15 protein-coding genes and 3 pseudogenes are annotated in these 14,016 nt (G+C 60.6%); 9 read left to right on the top strand and 9 right to left on the bottom strand.

Features of this window, described 5'->3' with window-relative positions:
- Positions 1-885: 885 nt before the first annotated feature.
- A complete protein-coding gene (locus AC0QTX_RS24215) occupies positions 886-1,506 on the bottom strand; it encodes a DUF938 domain-containing protein (RefSeq protein ID WP_474606387.1) in 621 nt (206 codons plus the stop codon).
- Between the two features lie 241 nt (positions 1,507-1,747).
- Positions 1,748-1,882, bottom strand: a complete 135-nt coding sequence (locus tag AC0QTX_RS24220) for a hypothetical protein (RefSeq protein ID WP_474606367.1) — start codon at positions 1,880-1,882, stop codon at positions 1,748-1,750.
- Positions 1,883-2,122: 240 nt separating this feature from the next.
- Between AC0QTX_RS24220 and AC0QTX_RS24225 the strand changes: the two genes are divergently transcribed.
- The gene (locus AC0QTX_RS24225; RefSeq protein WP_474606368.1) at positions 2,123-2,566 is read left to right on the top strand and encodes a hypothetical protein; all 444 of its coding nucleotides are present in this window, start codon (positions 2,123-2,125) and stop codon (positions 2,564-2,566) included.
- 14 nt (positions 2,567-2,580) lie between these two features.
- On the opposite strand, the gene AC0QTX_RS24230 is transcribed toward AC0QTX_RS24225, so the two are convergent.
- Positions 2,581-2,895, bottom strand: coding sequence for a hypothetical protein (locus tag AC0QTX_RS24230; protein ID WP_474606392.1), 315 nt, complete (start codon positions 2,893-2,895; stop codon positions 2,581-2,583).
- On the opposite strand from AC0QTX_RS24230, the gene AC0QTX_RS24235 reads away from it, so the two are divergent.
- Positions 2,896-4,305, top strand: a complete 1,410-nt coding sequence (locus AC0QTX_RS24235) for an amidohydrolase (protein WP_474606388.1) — start codon at positions 2,896-2,898, stop codon at positions 4,303-4,305.
- 88 nt (positions 4,306-4,393) lie between these two features.
- On the opposite strand, the pseudogene dinB reads toward AC0QTX_RS24235, so the two are convergent.
- Positions 4,394-5,185, bottom strand: a pseudogene (dinB, locus tag AC0QTX_RS24240) (DNA polymerase IV); the annotation flags it as partial.
- Between the two features lie 142 nt (positions 5,186-5,327).
- Between dinB and AC0QTX_RS24245 the strand changes: the two are divergent.
- A pseudogene (locus tag AC0QTX_RS24245) lies at positions 5,328-5,752 on the top strand (cupin domain-containing protein); the annotation flags it as partial.
- Positions 5,753-5,872: 120 nt separating this feature from the next.
- Positions 5,873-6,211 (top strand): helix-turn-helix transcriptional regulator, encoded by a 339-nt coding sequence (locus AC0QTX_RS24250; protein ID WP_474606389.1) that lies wholly within the window; start codon positions 5,873-5,875, stop codon positions 6,209-6,211.
- 248 nt (positions 6,212-6,459) lie between these two features.
- Here AC0QTX_RS24250 and AC0QTX_RS24255 read toward each other — a convergent pair whose 3' ends face one another.
- The 4 genes from AC0QTX_RS24255 to AC0QTX_RS24270 form a co-directional block, all read right to left on the bottom strand.
- Positions 6,460-6,750, bottom strand: a complete 291-nt coding sequence (locus tag AC0QTX_RS24255) for an ester cyclase (RefSeq protein ID WP_474606369.1) — start codon at positions 6,748-6,750, stop codon at positions 6,460-6,462.
- On the bottom strand, positions 6,751-6,864 hold the full coding sequence (locus tag AC0QTX_RS24260; protein ID WP_474606370.1) for a DUF4440 domain-containing protein: 114 nt from the start codon (positions 6,862-6,864) through the stop codon (positions 6,751-6,753).
- Positions 6,865-6,874: 10 nt separating this feature from the next.
- Positions 6,875-7,645 carry an MBL fold metallo-hydrolase gene (locus AC0QTX_RS24265; RefSeq protein ID WP_474606371.1) on the bottom strand — a complete coding sequence of 257 codons (771 nt, stop codon included), beginning with the start codon at positions 7,643-7,645 and terminating at the stop codon, positions 6,875-6,877.
- An 89-nt stretch (positions 7,646-7,734) separates the two neighbouring features.
- A complete protein-coding gene (locus AC0QTX_RS24270) occupies positions 7,735-8,313 on the bottom strand; it encodes a TetR/AcrR family transcriptional regulator (protein ID WP_474606372.1) in 579 nt (192 codons plus the stop codon).
- A gap of 243 nt (positions 8,314-8,556) precedes the next feature.
- Between AC0QTX_RS24270 and AC0QTX_RS24275 the strand changes: the two genes are divergently transcribed.
- From AC0QTX_RS24275 to AC0QTX_RS24295, 5 genes are all read left to right on the top strand, one after another.
- Entirely contained in the window at positions 8,557-9,141 is a 585-nt protein-coding gene (locus tag AC0QTX_RS24275) for a GbsR/MarR family transcriptional regulator (protein ID WP_474606373.1), read from the top strand.
- 2 nt (positions 9,142-9,143) lie between these two features.
- Positions 9,144-10,565, top strand: coding sequence for a cytochrome ubiquinol oxidase subunit I (locus tag AC0QTX_RS24280; protein WP_474606374.1), 1,422 nt, complete (start codon positions 9,144-9,146; stop codon positions 10,563-10,565).
- A 3-nt stretch (positions 10,566-10,568) separates the two neighbouring features.
- On the top strand, positions 10,569-11,576 hold the full coding sequence (gene cydB, locus AC0QTX_RS24285; protein ID WP_474606375.1) for a cytochrome d ubiquinol oxidase subunit II: 1,008 nt from the start codon (positions 10,569-10,571) through the stop codon (positions 11,574-11,576).
- Complete coding sequence (locus AC0QTX_RS24290; protein WP_474606376.1) at positions 11,576-11,698, top strand: DUF2474 domain-containing protein; 123 nt, start codon at positions 11,576-11,578, stop codon at positions 11,696-11,698. The genes cydB and AC0QTX_RS24290 overlap by 1 nt, the downstream gene beginning before the upstream one ends.
- 66 nt (positions 11,699-11,764) lie before the next feature.
- Positions 11,765-12,157 (top strand): DUF983 domain-containing protein, encoded by a 393-nt coding sequence (locus AC0QTX_RS24295; RefSeq protein WP_474606377.1) that lies wholly within the window; start codon positions 11,765-11,767, stop codon positions 12,155-12,157.
- Positions 12,158-12,514: 357 nt separating this feature from the next.
- Here the strand turns inward: AC0QTX_RS24295 and AC0QTX_RS24300 are convergent.
- Positions 12,515-13,690 (bottom strand): annotated as a pseudogene (locus tag AC0QTX_RS24300) (MFS transporter); the annotation flags it as partial.
- Between the last annotated feature and the right edge of the window lie 326 nt (positions 13,691-14,016).

Below are 14,016 nucleotides of genomic sequence, written 5' to 3' on the forward strand. Positions count from 1 at the left end.
GAACCAGATGGAGGTCTGCTTGTCGCGCCATATACAAAAATTCGGCTTACTTCTAGAACGTGCCATCAATCGACATTATGCCACCACGCAAAAACACACGTGGTTCAAGCCCATCGGTATCAAGAGTGGCGCAGTGACCGCCTCGACAGATTGAAGCCAATTGATGATCATCGCGCTTTTCCCTCGGAGTTCAAGAGCACCGCACAGAAGTCGCTCGCCAGCGACACCAATTGGTATTCAACAGCACCTACAGAGCATGGGAACCCGGCTAACGGGGGCTGCCGTATTTCGGTCTCGTGTAGGACGTAAAGATTAATAGGATCACTCAGCTCAGAGAGCGCACGTCGCCAAGACACGCAGGATCCTTTCGACGCGGTGTTTAGCTGTCGAACATGTCCACCGTTTCACCGAGAGGAGGGAGCATTGCTCTTGCCTATGTAAAGCGGGAGGTGAAGGTTTCCGACCGATAGTTCCATTACGTAGAGGTACATCCCGCCTTTGGAGCAGGACGCGAGTAGCTGGTTTGCTTGTTCCGTCAGCAGAACAGTACCATTGCTCCGATGGAACAGAGGAACCGCCTGGGGCCTGTGAAAGTCACGCCAGGTGCGATAGATGCGGCACTTCTCCTCCCCACCCATTTTGAACAGCTTTGTGGGATCTGAAGGCTTAGGCAATAGCTCCTGCGTATCACTCAATGTGGCTGCATCCCTGCAACATGCCTTGTTTCTATTTAGCCGCTGGATTGTTCTGTTGAAGCCGCGCGGCGACTAAAATATCTAGTATTTATACTGATAACAGATGGGTCCTCGGCACTTCTGCCCGTCCAAGCTGATCCATCTCTGACGTTTTGCTACCCTGCAATAGGTCAGGATGATCATCGTCAGATCACCTCGATCGCCTAAAGACAAGGCTAAGATTGTTAGCGGGCATCTGCATACGTTCGACGAGATCCAGTCCGTGTTCCCTCCCCAAGTCTGCTACTCCTTCCACGTCGCGGACACCCCATTCCGGATTGCGCTGCCTGAGGTCCAGGTCAAAAGCTGCGTTGCTTGGTGTCGTGTGGGCGCCGTTCTCCTTGTAGGCCCCGTAGAGATAGAGAACTCCTCCGAGTGGGAGTATGCGCCCTGCCCCGGCCATCAGTCCTTGGGTCGCCTGCCAGGGAGAGATGTGGACCATGTTGATCGCGCTAATTGCATCAGCCCGCTCCACAGGCCATTCCAGGGCGGCCGCATCAAGGAAAAGTGGAGCGAGCAGGTTAGGCAAGCCTGAGGCCGCCCGATGAGCGGCGATGCTCTTGAGGGCCTGCTCATCACGATCTGTGGGTTGCCAGGTCAGATGAGGGAGGGCAGCCGCAAAGTGAACAGCGTGCTCACCGGTCCCGCTGGCAATCTCCAGAACCTGCCCGGTCGGCGGGAGCAACCGGCGAAGCACGCTCAGGATGGGATCGCAATTGCGGGCAACCGAGGGTGAGGTCAGTGCTTCTGTGAAATCAGAGGGTTTTGTCATGTGCCAATATATAGCGCAGGTCAGAGGGCCGTCCCCAAGGTCCGAACAGAAAAGTGCTGTTGGCGGCCCGAGAATGCCATGAGGTAAAAACAGGTGAAAACCCCAGAAACCTTCTTGCCATTCCTTCGCTTCCAACTAGAACAAATCAGGAACATGAAGGGCTGATTCCCATGCAACATGGTCATTCGAAAGGTCCCACCCCATCATGAACCGAAAGGTTGCCGACAGGCTCCTCGAGACCCTACGTCCAACCCGCCATCTCCTCACGCGATCCCTGGCAGAGATCCCGATCGGTGGTCCGGAATACTGTCAAATCGACCGTGTTGTAAGAGAGATCGACGGGCTTGCCGAGATCCTGATCGGCGACGGGACTCATGTTTATCAGAAGCAACACTCTGCCGCGGACAACAGTGCTGGGTAGTCGCTTGGTCAGCAGATGAGAGTTTGCGGCCACTGCTTGACAACTACTTCTTTTAAGCTTGGAATATTCAGACAGCAAAACACTAAGTGGGGGCAGTTCAAAGTGCTCATCTGTAAGCACAGCTGAAGCCCGCTTTAGGCGACGCTACGCTTGGAGAGTAGCATAAAGGCAGGCAAGGGATCAGGAGGTCTCATCATGTCTCGCTTCGCCACGATCTGCTGCCACGAGGTTGTGCCTCAACTCGATCGGCGCTCCGTTCTGACTGGAATCGCTGGTCTCATCACTCTCGCCCCTCTCGCCAGAGCCTACGCACAGGACGAACTGCCTCTGGCCAATCTTGTTGGACCAGACGGGCAGGCTTCCAACCTTGCACGCTCCATGACAGGCCAGACGGTCAGGGTCCGAGGCTATCTGGCACCAAGCCTCGATGGACGTGAATTTGCCCTGTCCGAGTTCTCGCCAGGCGCCTGTCAGCTATGCGGCACGATCCATGATCCCAGCGCGACGATTACAATCCGTTCCGCTTCCACCGAAAGCGTTCCCCCGATCTTCGAATCTGTCCTGGTCGAGGGTCAGCTCGCGGTGACTGGACCAACTGCCACAGTAATCCTGTTGGACGCCAGGACGCGTACCCTCTGAGCCTGTGCAGATTTTCACCCGCAGGATCGGGAACGTTCGCCATGATCAACACTCGTATACGGCACCTGTTGCCCGCTGGCTTTCTGCTTGTAGGCTCCCTGCTGGCCGGACCGGCCTGGGCACAACCGCCCGATCTGATCCTTCACAATGGTAAGATCGTCACGGTCGACAAGAACTTTACGACCGCCGAGGCGCTTGCTGTCCGCGGCGATCGCTTTGTTGCAGTGGGTGATAATGCAACCGTGCTCAAGGGAGCTGGTCCCAATACCCAGATCATCGATCTCGACGGGCGCACTGTTGTGCCAGGCTTGATTGATACGCATCTCCATATGGCCTCCGCAGCCCTGAACCGGCCTGCCGTAAAGCTGTTGGAGGCTCGCTCAGTTGACGACTTGAAGAAGCTGATCGCCGAGCGCGTTGCCCAGACGTCGCCTGGCCAGTGGGTGATCGCCTCATCCGGCTGGCATGAGAGCCTGCTCAAGGAAGGCCGCCTCCCGACGCGTTATGAACTCGACGAGGTGTCGCCCAACAACCCGGTGTTCATCCCCCGCGGCGGGCACGTTGTTACCGTCAACAGCAAGGCCCTTGAACTTGCCGGGATCAAAAAAGATACCCCTGATCCAAAGGGCGGGGTGATCGTCCGAGATCCCGCCACAGGTGAGGCCACCGGCGTCCTTCTTGAGACGGCCGCGTACTTCGCTCGCCGTGTCCTCCCGCCACCTCCTGCGCCCGCCGAGCGCGCCCGCCTCCTCAGAGAGACTATGCGGGAGCTCAACAGCTACGGTCTTGTCTCTGTCGTTGAGCCCGGCATTGATGAACCCACGATCCAGATCTATGCGCAATTGCGCGACGCTGGTGCGATGACGATCCGTACGGATCTGCTCTATCGTGCGCTTACCAAGGACCAAGTGCAGAAAGGTCTATCACAGGCCTCACTGCGCTCCGACGACATACTTCGATTTGCCGGGATCAAATACCCGCTTGATGGCGGCGTTGAGGGAGCGCGCCTCTATGAGCCCTACCAGATTGTGCCGGGCGAACAGCCGGATCCGAACTATCGTGGCGTCCTCCTCCTTCCTCCAGGAGGAGAGGATGAGTATGTCGAGGGACTGAAGCTTGCGGCGGCAGCCAAAGTCCAGGTTCAGACCCACGCCGTCGGGGACGAGACAATCGATGTCATCGTGCGCTCTTACGAGCGGGTCAACGCCGAGACGCCGATCAAGGACCTGCGTTGGGCCATCATGCATGTGTTTCTTCCGACGGAGAGCGCACTCAAGAAGATGAGCGAGCTCGGCATCATGGCGACCGCGCAGGACCATGCGGTACTACTGGGGCACAACCAACGGCGGTGGTGGGGTGACAAGCGCGCAGGCTATGCCATCCCAATCCGCGCCATGCTCGATGCCGGTGTGCATGTTGGTGGCGGAACAGATGGCCCGGTCGTTCCTGTGGATCCATTCCTGTCGATGTGGTGGATGACAACACGCGGGACGCTCAATGGCTATCAGCTTGGGCCAGAACAGGCGATCACACCGCGTGAGGCGCTTCAGCTCTACACCATCAACAATGCTATTGTCATGGGGTTGGAGAAGGATCGGGGCTCCATTGAAAATGGCAAGCTCGCAGATCTTGCGGTTCTATCTCAGGACATCCTCTCCGTGCCGCCACAGACAATCCGCGACACCAAGGCATTGATGACAATCGTCGGAGGCGACATTGTCTATCGGTCCGGGATTTAGTGGGTGTGGCTTCCGGCGGTCTGGCCAATCCATCCCAACCATGGCTTAACTTGGTCACTGAGTTCCGAGTACAGCTCCTGGGAGCTCTCTACAGCTGGAGTGATAGCTGCGGAGTTTCACCCTCTTCGTCCGTGTTCAGGGCCGATAGGGACACGCCTAAAAGGCGCACACTCTTGTCCAGTGGGAACAACTGTCGAAGGAGGTCGACACTGGCTTGGTCAAGCCCCGACCGGCTTTCAACATAGCCGGGCAAGGTGCGGCTGCGGGTGATCTGTTGGAAATCGGAGAACTTCACCTTGAGCGTCACCGTCCGCCCGCGTACGCCGGTGTGCTCGCAATGCCGCCAGACCTTAGCCATGATTGGCTGGAGCGCACCCTTCATCTCCTCGAAGCTCTCCAAATCCTTTTCGAACGTGTTTTCGGCGCCAATAGACTTGCGGATGCGGTCGGGCTGGACCAGGCGATGGTCAACGGCACGGGCAATCCAGAAATAGTGGGTCCCGGCCTTGCCGAAGCGCTGCTGCAGGAAGTCGAACGACTGGGCCTTCAGATCCAGGCCGGTGAAGATGCCGAGCTCGTTCATCTTCCTCGCTGTGGCCGGGCCGATGCCATGAAACTTGCTGACCGGCAGCCTCTCGACAAAGGCTGGCCCCATTTCGGGCGTAATCACGAACTGGCCATTCGGCTTATTCTGATCTGACGCCATTTTAGCCAAGAACTTGTTGAAGCTGATCCCGGCCGAGGCTGACAGATGGGTCTCCTCCCAGATCTTGGCTCTGATCTCCCGGGCCACTTGGGTGGCATACGCAATATCCTTCAGGTTCTTGGTCACATCGAGATAGGCCTCGTCCAGCGACAGAGGCTCTGCCAGTGGCGTATACGCCGTCGCATCAGTCGGTTTTTCCTATGGACGGCATGACCCCCGCTGATATTCTGTGAGAATGCAGAGGCTGTAGTCCACAGACGAGGTGGATGAGCGGGAGCGGCTATCCTACTGGGTTGAGGCCGTCTGCAACACGTATGTGCAACTGGATTGCGACACCGCCGAGATCAACGGGGGTTTCTATGGCCATATCGAGGTCGACCAACTGGCGACCTTGGGCATTTCCCGGGTGACCGCCGCATCGCAATCGGTACGCCGAACGCCGGCCAAGATAGCCCAGGCGACCGAGGATTTCTTCCTGGTGAGCATCCAGACCGTCGGCAACGGCACGATCCTGCAGGACGGACAGCCGAGCTTGAACCAGGCGACTTCACTCTTTACGACTCCACCCGGCCTTACGAACTGGTCTTCGGGCGCGACTTCCAGCAGTATGTGTTGACCTTGCCGGGTTCCGTCTTGCGGAGCCAGCCGCAGGGCACGGAGCAGCTGACAGCCCGCAAGGTGTGCGGCACCCGTGGTGCCGGCAATCTCATGATCAGCATGATCAAGTCGCTTGCCGCCGACATCGAAAACCTGGAGCCAAGCTCGGTGGCCGCGGTTGCCAAAAGTGTGGAGAATATTATCTTAGCCGGCCTCTGCTCCCTCCCAGGTGCCGCCGATCCGCCGGTCTCCAACCTTACCGCGATGCACCGCGACCAGATCAAAGCCTATGTGACCCGCCGGCTTCGGGATCCGCGACTGCCGGTCGACGAGATCGCAGCGTATTTGCGGATTTCGCCAAGCACCGTGCATCGCGCCTTCGCAGGCGAGCCCAGCTCCTTGAATGCGTGGATCTGGGTTCAGAGACTGGAGGGCGCACGGCGTGACATCTGTGATCCGGCTCTTGTCAACCGCAGCATCAGCGAAATCGCGTTCAGCTGGGGCTTCAACGACGCCGCGCATTTTTCCCGGGCGTTTCGAGCTCATTTCGGGTGCTCCGCTCGCGAGTTGCGGGCTGTATGCAGCGCAACTCGCGAGCGGTAAAAGATCTTCTTAGGCTCCCACCACCCTGAAAAGACTTGAGCAACTATGTTTTGCAAAACGGCGCGCGATTGGACGACCAATCAAATCGATTGCGGTTATAGCCGGAACCAGAAGCTCCTCGCATCCAAATGATCCGGAAGTCCGGTTAAGATCGGCCCGTGCCCATTGCCGCCATTGGGGAGCGGTCGCTTTGAGTCAACGACCGCTCCTTCTTACATGATGGCAAGCAATCGGCTGTCCTCCCGGGCTCAGTTCGCCAACTGGCTCCTGATATCCAGCCGGTCGAAGTGTGCCCGCTTCTCGATGATCTTCCCGTCCTTCAAGGTGAGAAGCATCAGGAGCGAGAAGCGAAGGCGCTTGCCGGTCGGCGCGATCCCCTGGTGCTCGCCGATAGGCGTACCTTCGAACACCAGGGAGGCCGCCACCTTGTCACCGTCGGCGATGATGTCCCAGATGGGCATCTGCCAATCGTCGAAGGCGTCGAAGTTCTTCTTCTCCGAGGCGATGAACCCCACCACGCCCGGACGCGGCGTGTCCATCTAGTGGTAGAAGACGAAATCCTCGTGGCAGTAGGCCGAGAGGGCGCCGAAGTCGCGGCGGTTGATCGCGTCGTAGAAGGCGCGAACAACCTCCTTGTTGGTCTCGGTGGTCATCGCGTCCCTCTCAGAACGTGTGGGCTTCGCCGTCATTCGGCACGAGCAGACGGTCGGTCATGCCGTTTGCCTCGGAGAACTCCCGCAGTTCCTGGCGCGACAGCAGGCTGTGGTTGACCGCCTCCATGTGGCTGGCCACCAGCATCGCCTGCGGGGCGGCCTCGTAGACCTTCTGGACGTCCTCCTTGCCCATGATGATCGAGCCGAGCCCGGGAACCTGGGCGTCGCCGCAGTTCAGGATGACCACGTCCGGCTTGTACGTCTTCAGGTTCTCCTCGACGTAGCCGTTCCAGATGGTGTCGCCGGCAAGATAGAGGGTTTTCTCATCCGGATGCCTGAACACGGCGCCACAGACGTTACCCAGGATCTCACCGATGACGGCATAGGCCTGATCGGTGCCATGCTGGCCGGGGGTCTTGATCAGGGTGATGCCATCGAACGTGGTGTTCTCGCTCAGCACGCGCGTGTTGCTGAACCCGGCAACCCGGATGGCGGCCGCATCTTCCTCGTTTTGGGCGAAGATCAGCATGTCCATCGGCACCAGGCGCTGGGCCGCCTCGTCCCAATGGTCCGGATGCAGATGGGTGACGATCACCGCGTCGACATCAAGGATCTCGTCCATCGGCACGGTCATATCGACCAGGGGGTTGCGCAGGTGGCTGTTGGCCGTGCCCTCGAAGCCGGGATAGGCCCCCTTCTCGGCCAGAAACGGATCGACCAGTAACGTCTTGCCGGCGTACTCGATGATGAGGGTCGCGTTGCGGACTTGCTTGATCTTCATGGGATAGAGCTCCTTTGTCGTCAGCTCAGGTTGCGGACCGAATGGTCCAGTTTGGTTACAAAAGAACGCGTAAAATGAACGCGTTCGGGTCAGTCGAGGTTGGAGAGGATCAGCCTCAAGGCATCATCGAGCCGGGCTTTGTTGCCGCCGGCCCGCATCATCACCTGCAAGCCTGGGAACGCCACCACGAAAAGCCGGGCCAGCTCCCGGGCATCCCGGGCGCTCTTCACCGAGCCTTCCGCCTGGCCACGCTGAATGGCACGGGTCAGGGCATCCTCGATGCGCTGGAAGTCCTCCTCCACACGGCTTTGGATCTCAAGGTCGCGCGGGGCCATCTCAACGGCCTGGTTGATGCTCATGCAGCCGCGCGAGAGCTCGGGAGCTTGGGCAACGTCGATGATCATACGGAAGAACGTCTCGATGGCTTGGCGGGCCAACCCCTGTTGAAGGATCTGTCCCATGTCCCGGGCCCGCTCCTCGCGATAGGTATCGAAGGCCGCCAGGAACAGCTCACGCTTGCCTCCGAAGGTGCCATACAGGCTGCTCTTGCTCAGGCCCGTGGCCTCCAGCAGGTCGACGAGCGAAGTGGCCTCGTAGCCCTTGCGCCAGAACATGCCCATGGCTTGGTGCAAAGCTTCAGCGGTGTCGAACTCCTGCGGCCGTGCCATGGTGTGTCTCCCTCTCAAGGCACTTATTCGGGACCAACTGGTCCGCTAAGTGTTGGACATAAGAGTTCTGGACCGATTAGTCCAGCAGCATCTGGTCGCAGGCCACAGCTAGGCACCGTCCCAAGGAAGCGGTTCCAGGACAGGTCCGAAACAGAACATTCTGCACCTATGGGTCTGGCGCGGACTTGACGTGAAACAAACAAATCACATTTTTCATAAAATTCTGAAATTACAGGACATTGCGTGAACCTCCCTCCCCTCGTTCAAACCTTCGTGCTCCACTTCGGCGAGATGGGCTCCCGCTGGGGCATCAACCGCACCGTCGGTCAGATCTATGCCCTGCTCTACCTCTCGAAGGAGCCGCTGAACGCCGAGGACATTGTCGAGCGCCTCGGCGTCTCCCGCTCCAACGTCAGCATGGGGCTCAAGGAGTTGCAGGCCTGGAACCTCGTCCGGCTCCAGCACAAACCCGGCGATCGGCGTGATTACTTCGGTACTCCCGACGATATCTGGCAGATCGTCCGGACCCTCGTCGAGGAGCGAAAGAAACGCGAGATCGATCCGACCATGACCCTCCTGCGCGAGGTGCTCATGCAGGAGCCCGCCAGCGCCGAGGAGCGCCACGCTCAGGAGCGCATGCGCGAGATGCACGACCTCTTCGAGCTGCTCACAGGCTGGTACGCCGACGTGCAGCGGCTCGACACCGAGCGCCTCGTCCAGCTCCTGACGCTGGGCTCGAAGGTGCAGAAGATCCTGGAGATGAAGGATCGTCTCTTCGTCGTGCCGGGCTCGAAGAAGAGCCGCCGCGACGATCCCAAGGACAGGTAGAAATGTTTGATCAGTTCGACGCCCTGCTGTTGGCGCGCTTCCAGTTCGCGTTCACGGTCTCGTTCCACTTCATCTTCCCAGCGTTCTCGATCGGCTTGGCGAGCTACCTCGCCGTGCTGGAGGGGCTGTGGCTATGGACCGGGCGCGAGGTCTATCTCAACCTGTTCAAGTATTGGCTCAAGATCTTCGCCCTCGCCTTTGCCATGGGCGTGGTCTCGGGCATCGTCATGTCCTACCAGTTCGGCACCAACTGGTCGGTGTTCTCCGACAAGGCCGGACCGATCATCGGGCCGCTGATGGCCTACGAGGTCATGACCGCCTTCTTCCTGGAGGCGGGCTTCCTCGGCATCATGTTGTTCGGCATGGGGCGCGTCGGGCGCAAGCTGCACTTCGCCGCCACGCTCGCGGTCGCCGTCGGCACCTTCATCTCCGCCTTCTGGATCCTCTCCGCCAACTCGTGGATGCAGACGCCGGTCGGCTACGGGATCAACGAGGCCGGGCAGTTCGTGCCCGAGGACTGGTTGGCGATCATCTTCAACCCCTCCTTCCCCTACCGCCTCGTCCACACGGTGATGGCGGCCTATCTCACCACAGCCCTTGTGGTCGGCGGCGTCGGTGCCTGGCACCTGCTGCGCGAGCGCACCAACAAGGGCGCTCGGGTGATGTTCTCGATGGCCATGGGCATGGTGGCCGTCGTCGCCCCACTCCGGATCCTCGCGGGCGACATGCACGGTCTCAACACGCTTGAGCATCAGCCCGCCAAGGTCATGGCCATGGAGGGTCACTTTCAGAGCCACCCGAATGGCGCGCCCCTGATCCTGTTCGGCATCCCCGACCAAGAGGCCGGCACGGTGCGCAACGCCATCGCAATCCCGAAGGCATCTTCGCTGATCCTCAAGCATGATCTGAACGCCCCGTTGAACGGCCTCGACACGGTTGATCGTGCCAACTGGCCCTACGTGCCGGTGGTGTTCTGGTCCTTCCGCGTCATGGTGGGCTTGGGCTTCGCGATGCTTGCCCTCGGCATGCTCAGCCTGTGGGCACGCTTCCGCGGCCAGCTTTACGACTGGCGTCCGCTGCACTGGCTGGCGCTCGCCATGGGTCCTGCTGGCTTCGTGGCCGTGATCGCCGGCTGGGTCACCACCGAGGTCGGACGGCAGCCCTTCACCGTCTATGGCCTGCTCAAGACAGCCGCGTCGGCCTCGCCGCTTGAAGCCCCGGCGGTGGCGGCCTCGCTGCTGACCTTCATCGTCGTCTATTTCATCGTGTTCGGCGCCGGTACCGGCTACATCCTCAAGCTGATGGGCAAAGCCCCGCATCCGGGCGAGACCGGGCCTGAAGCAGGCCGCGAGCCGATCCGCACCGCCGGCATCACCCCCGCCCCTGCTGTCAACCCTGCCCGCACCCTCGTCGCGGAGGTTTAACCTATGGCAACTCTCTTTGATCTCCCCACCCTTTGGGCCTTCATCATCGCGTTCGCAGTCTTCGCCTACGTGGTGATGGACGGCTTCGACCTCGGCATCGGGATCCTGTTCCCGTTCTTCGCGCCTGGACCTGAGCGCGACAGCGCCATGAACTCGGTCGCCCCGGTCTGGGACGGCAACGAGACCTGGCTGGTGCTGGGCGGCGGCGGCCTGATGGCGGCCTTTCCGCTCGCCTATGCGATTATCCTGCCGGCTCTCTACGCACCCATCATCGCCATGGTGCTGGCGCTGATCTTCCGCGGCGTCGCCTTCGAGTTCCGCTGGCGTGATCCCGGCCACCGCCGTTACTGGGACCTTGCTTTCACAACGGGCTCGGTGGCGGCGACCTTGGCGCAGGGCATCACGCTCGGCGCCCTGCTTCAGGGCATTGCGGTGGAAGGCCGCTCCTATGCTGGTGGCTGGTGGGATTGGCTCACGCCGTTTAGCCTGCTGGTCGGGGTCAGCCTCGTGATGGGCTATGCCCTGCTCGGAGCGACCTGGCTGGTGATGAAGACCGAAGGCATGGTCCAGAACCACAGCTTCCGCCTTGGCGGTCAGCTCGCCATCGCGCTGATTGCATGCATCGGACTCGTGAGCGCGGCAACGCCATTCCTGAGCGGCGCCTACTATGAGCGCTGGTTCGCCTGGCCACAGGTGCTGTTCACCGCCCAAGTGCCGCTGCTCGTGGGTCTCTGCTCCGGTGCGCTGCTGGTGAGCCTAGTGCGCCGCTGGGAGTACTGGCCGTTCCTGCTGACCCTGGGGCTGTTCGGTCTGTGCCTGCTCGGCTTGGGCGTCAGCATGTTCCCGTACGTGGTGCCGAATGCCGTCACGATCCACGAAGCCGCGGCTCCGGAGGCGAGCCTTCAGTTTATGCTGGTGGGCGCGAGCGTGCTGATCCCGATCATCCTTGCCTACACTGGCTACTCGTACTGGGTGTTCCGCGGCAAGACCGGACACGAGGGATACCATTGATGACCAACGATCTCGAACGGGGCTCAGCCCTGAGCCGCTGGCTGTGGTTCGTCGGCCTCTGGGCCGCCGGCGTTGGCACGACAGCAGCCGTGGGCTTCGTCATCAAATTCTGGCTGGCATGACAGTCGGGGCAGTTCCCAAGGGCGCGCCACCACAACGCGCAGAAGCATAGACATGAAGGATCAAAGATGACCGCGAAAGTCGGCGCCAAGGATTCCATCTTCAAGTACGGCCTCAAGTGCAGGTGCCCCGCGTGCGGGCAGGGCCGGCTGTTCAATGGCTTCCTCACGCTGGCTCCCCGCTGCGAGGCGTGCGGCCTCGACTACTCCTTCGCCGATCCGGCCGATGGACCCGCCTTCTTTGTCATGATGACGATGGCTATCCAAGCGACGGCATTTGGCGTCTGGATCGAACTGGCCTACGAGCCGTCCGCGTGGGTGCATCTGCTCACGACCTTGCCGTTCATGCTGCTGAGTTGCATCCCTCCAATCCGTCCCTTTAAGGGCATGCTGGTTGCAAGCCAGTACTTCCACAAGGCCGAGGAGGGCCGCTTCGCCGTTCCCCGGGAAACCTCGGCCTAGGGTGGATTGCTGCCCTCAGACCTGTCTCCGGTGTTCCGGTTTCAGACTTCGCGGTGAAGCGGCGGGGCACCTCCTTGACGCTCGCCAGCCCCGCTCCTCGGTGCCGCAGTTCAAGCCGCCGCACCTAGCGTCCTCCGGATGGTGACGGCCGCGACCACGAGAACCGCCACGACCAGCAGCATCCCGGGCCAAACAAGGAAGGCCGTGGTATGACTGTGGGGCAGAATGTCCCGGCCCTCGCCACCATAGCGACGTCGTCCATTTCAGGGGGCCTTCGCGTCCGCTGTGAGAGACAGGCAAGGGCTGGGACAGCGCCGCCGCTAGCCCCACGCCTGCGCCCTGCTTTTGCGCTCCTCGTCAGCGCGTTACCGCTTCACCTGCAACCGGAGCCTGCCCCTTTGGCGCATTGATGAAAACGGCCGCGATGACAGCCGCGAGAACAATCGCCACGGCTCCGAAGGTCAGTCCGGCGCTGTAGCCATCGATAATGGCATCGCTGGCCTGACGCACAGCCTCAGTATCGGCAGCGCTGCGCGCCTCGTAGAGGGATGCCAGTGCATCGGGCAGCGAACGGGCCGTGACCGTGACGGAGATCGATGAGAGAACTGCCAGCCCAAAAGCGACGCCAATCTGCTGAGAGGCGTTGAGCAAGGCGGATGCGATCCCGGTCTCCTGCGCCCTCACGCCTTTGACCGCTGTCAGCGTGAGCGGAACAAACCCCATTGCAAAGCCGAACGCGAGAGCAAAGATCGCGGGCATGATGTGGGAGGCGTAAGCGGTCTCACGGCTGATGCCGGACAACCACAGAAGTGCGCCGGCCGCGATCACCATGCCAAGAGCGGCCACGACGCGGGGCGGTAAATGGGCAACGATCTTCGTTGTTACTCCTGCCCCGAGAACGATCCCGATGGCAAAGGGGAGCCAGGCCAGTCCTGTCCGGATCGGGCTGTATTCCATAATGTGCTGCATGTAGAGCGTCAGGAGGTAAAATGCTCCCATTGGCCCGAAGGCGATCAGCAGCATCGACAGGTATGAACCAGCGCGGTTGCGATCCTTGAACAGCCACAAGGGCACCAGCGGGTTCGCGCGACGCGACTGAATCAAGGTGAACAGGGGCAGGAAGACGGCAGCGGCGACGAAGGACGCTACGGTCACACTGTCGGTCCAGCCATGCTCGCCACCTCGGGTGATCGCGTAGACCAGCGCCGTCAGGCCGACAACGCTCGTCAGCGCTCCCAAGAGGTCAACATCGCCCTTGTGCAGCTCGGCCTCGACGAGCGCACGCGATCCCGTGAGGACAGCAACGCCTATCGGAACATTGATAAAGAACACCCAGCGCCAGCCGAACACTCCAGTTAGGATTCCGCCCAGCAGCAGCCCGGCGACGATCCCGAGACCGGACATCGCGCCGTACACGGCCAAGGCATCGTTGCGGGGCTTGCCCTCGGGGAACGTCGTCGCGATCAGCGCCAGGGCATTTGGCGCCGTCAACGCAGCACCGACGCCCTGAAGGCCGCGTGCGGCGATCAAGACGGTGCTGTCGTTCGCAAGACCCCTTAAGCGCGGCCGTGTAAAGGTCTACTTTGATTGTGATAGCGGCCTCTTCACGGAACCATTGTTCCAATAGACCTTGCCCTTCCGGAACGTTCCACAAGTGCACTCTCCCCTGCTGCAAGGAAATTGCATCTGAATTTTAGAACAGATTGGTGTCGTATGTCTAAGATGCTGTTGGAACAAGGGCTCTCATGCTGATCGGCTCCGCTGAGGTCCCCTCTTGTGCCTCTCTACTTCGGAAAGCTCGAAGAGATGGGCAGCAATCAACCTTTTTCGGCAATGCGGGCTCAGCCCTCAGGGCCTAA

This window comes from Microvirga sp. jy35 (assembly GCF_056148915.1).

What these genes read in the sequence shown, in the direction of transcription:
- AC0QTX_RS24265 (WP_474606371.1), bottom strand. Translation starts at nt 7,645, where the DNA reads ATGAAGATCAAGCAAGTCCGCAACGCGACCCTCATCATCGAGTACGCC.
- AC0QTX_RS24270 (WP_474606372.1), bottom strand. Translation starts at nt 8,313, where the DNA reads ATGGCACGGCCGCAGGAGTTCGACACCGCTGAAGCTTTGCACCAAGCC.
- AC0QTX_RS24215 (WP_474606387.1), bottom strand. Translation starts at nt 1,506, where the DNA reads ATGACAAAACCCTCTGATTTCACAGAAGCACTGACCTCACCCTCGGTT.
- AC0QTX_RS24230 (WP_474606392.1), bottom strand. Translation starts at nt 2,895, where the DNA reads ATGGAGATGCGTATCAATCAAGCCTGGCACAACAGTGCGCCCGTCGAG.
- AC0QTX_RS24235 (WP_474606388.1), top strand. Translation starts at nt 2,896, where the DNA reads ATGGCCTCCGCAGCCCTGAACCGGCCTGCCGTAAAGCTGTTGGAGGCT.
- AC0QTX_RS24260 (WP_474606370.1), bottom strand. Translation starts at nt 6,864, where the DNA reads ATGACCACCGAGACCAACAAGGAGGTTGTTCGCGCCTTCTACGACGCG.
- AC0QTX_RS24220 (WP_474606367.1), bottom strand. Translation starts at nt 1,882, where the DNA reads ATGAGTCCCGTCGCCGATCAGGATCTCGGCAAGCCCGTCGATCTCTCT.
- AC0QTX_RS24295 (WP_474606377.1), top strand. Translation starts at nt 11,765, where the DNA reads ATGACCGCGAAAGTCGGCGCCAAGGATTCCATCTTCAAGTACGGCCTC.
- AC0QTX_RS24280 (WP_474606374.1), top strand. Translation starts at nt 9,144, where the DNA reads ATGTTTGATCAGTTCGACGCCCTGCTGTTGGCGCGCTTCCAGTTCGCG.
- AC0QTX_RS24290 (WP_474606376.1), top strand. Translation starts at nt 11,576, where the DNA reads ATGACCAACGATCTCGAACGGGGCTCAGCCCTGAGCCGCTGGCTGTGG.
- AC0QTX_RS24255 (WP_474606369.1), bottom strand. Translation starts at nt 6,750, where the DNA reads ATGGACACGCCGCGTCCGGGCGTGGTGGGGTTCATCGCCTCGGAGAAG.
- AC0QTX_RS24225 (WP_474606368.1), top strand. Translation starts at nt 2,123, where the DNA reads ATGTCTCGCTTCGCCACGATCTGCTGCCACGAGGTTGTGCCTCAACTC.
- AC0QTX_RS24250 (WP_474606389.1), top strand. Translation starts at nt 5,873, where the DNA reads ATGCACCGCGACCAGATCAAAGCCTATGTGACCCGCCGGCTTCGGGAT.
- cydB (WP_474606375.1), top strand. Translation starts at nt 10,569, where the DNA reads ATGGCAACTCTCTTTGATCTCCCCACCCTTTGGGCCTTCATCATCGCG.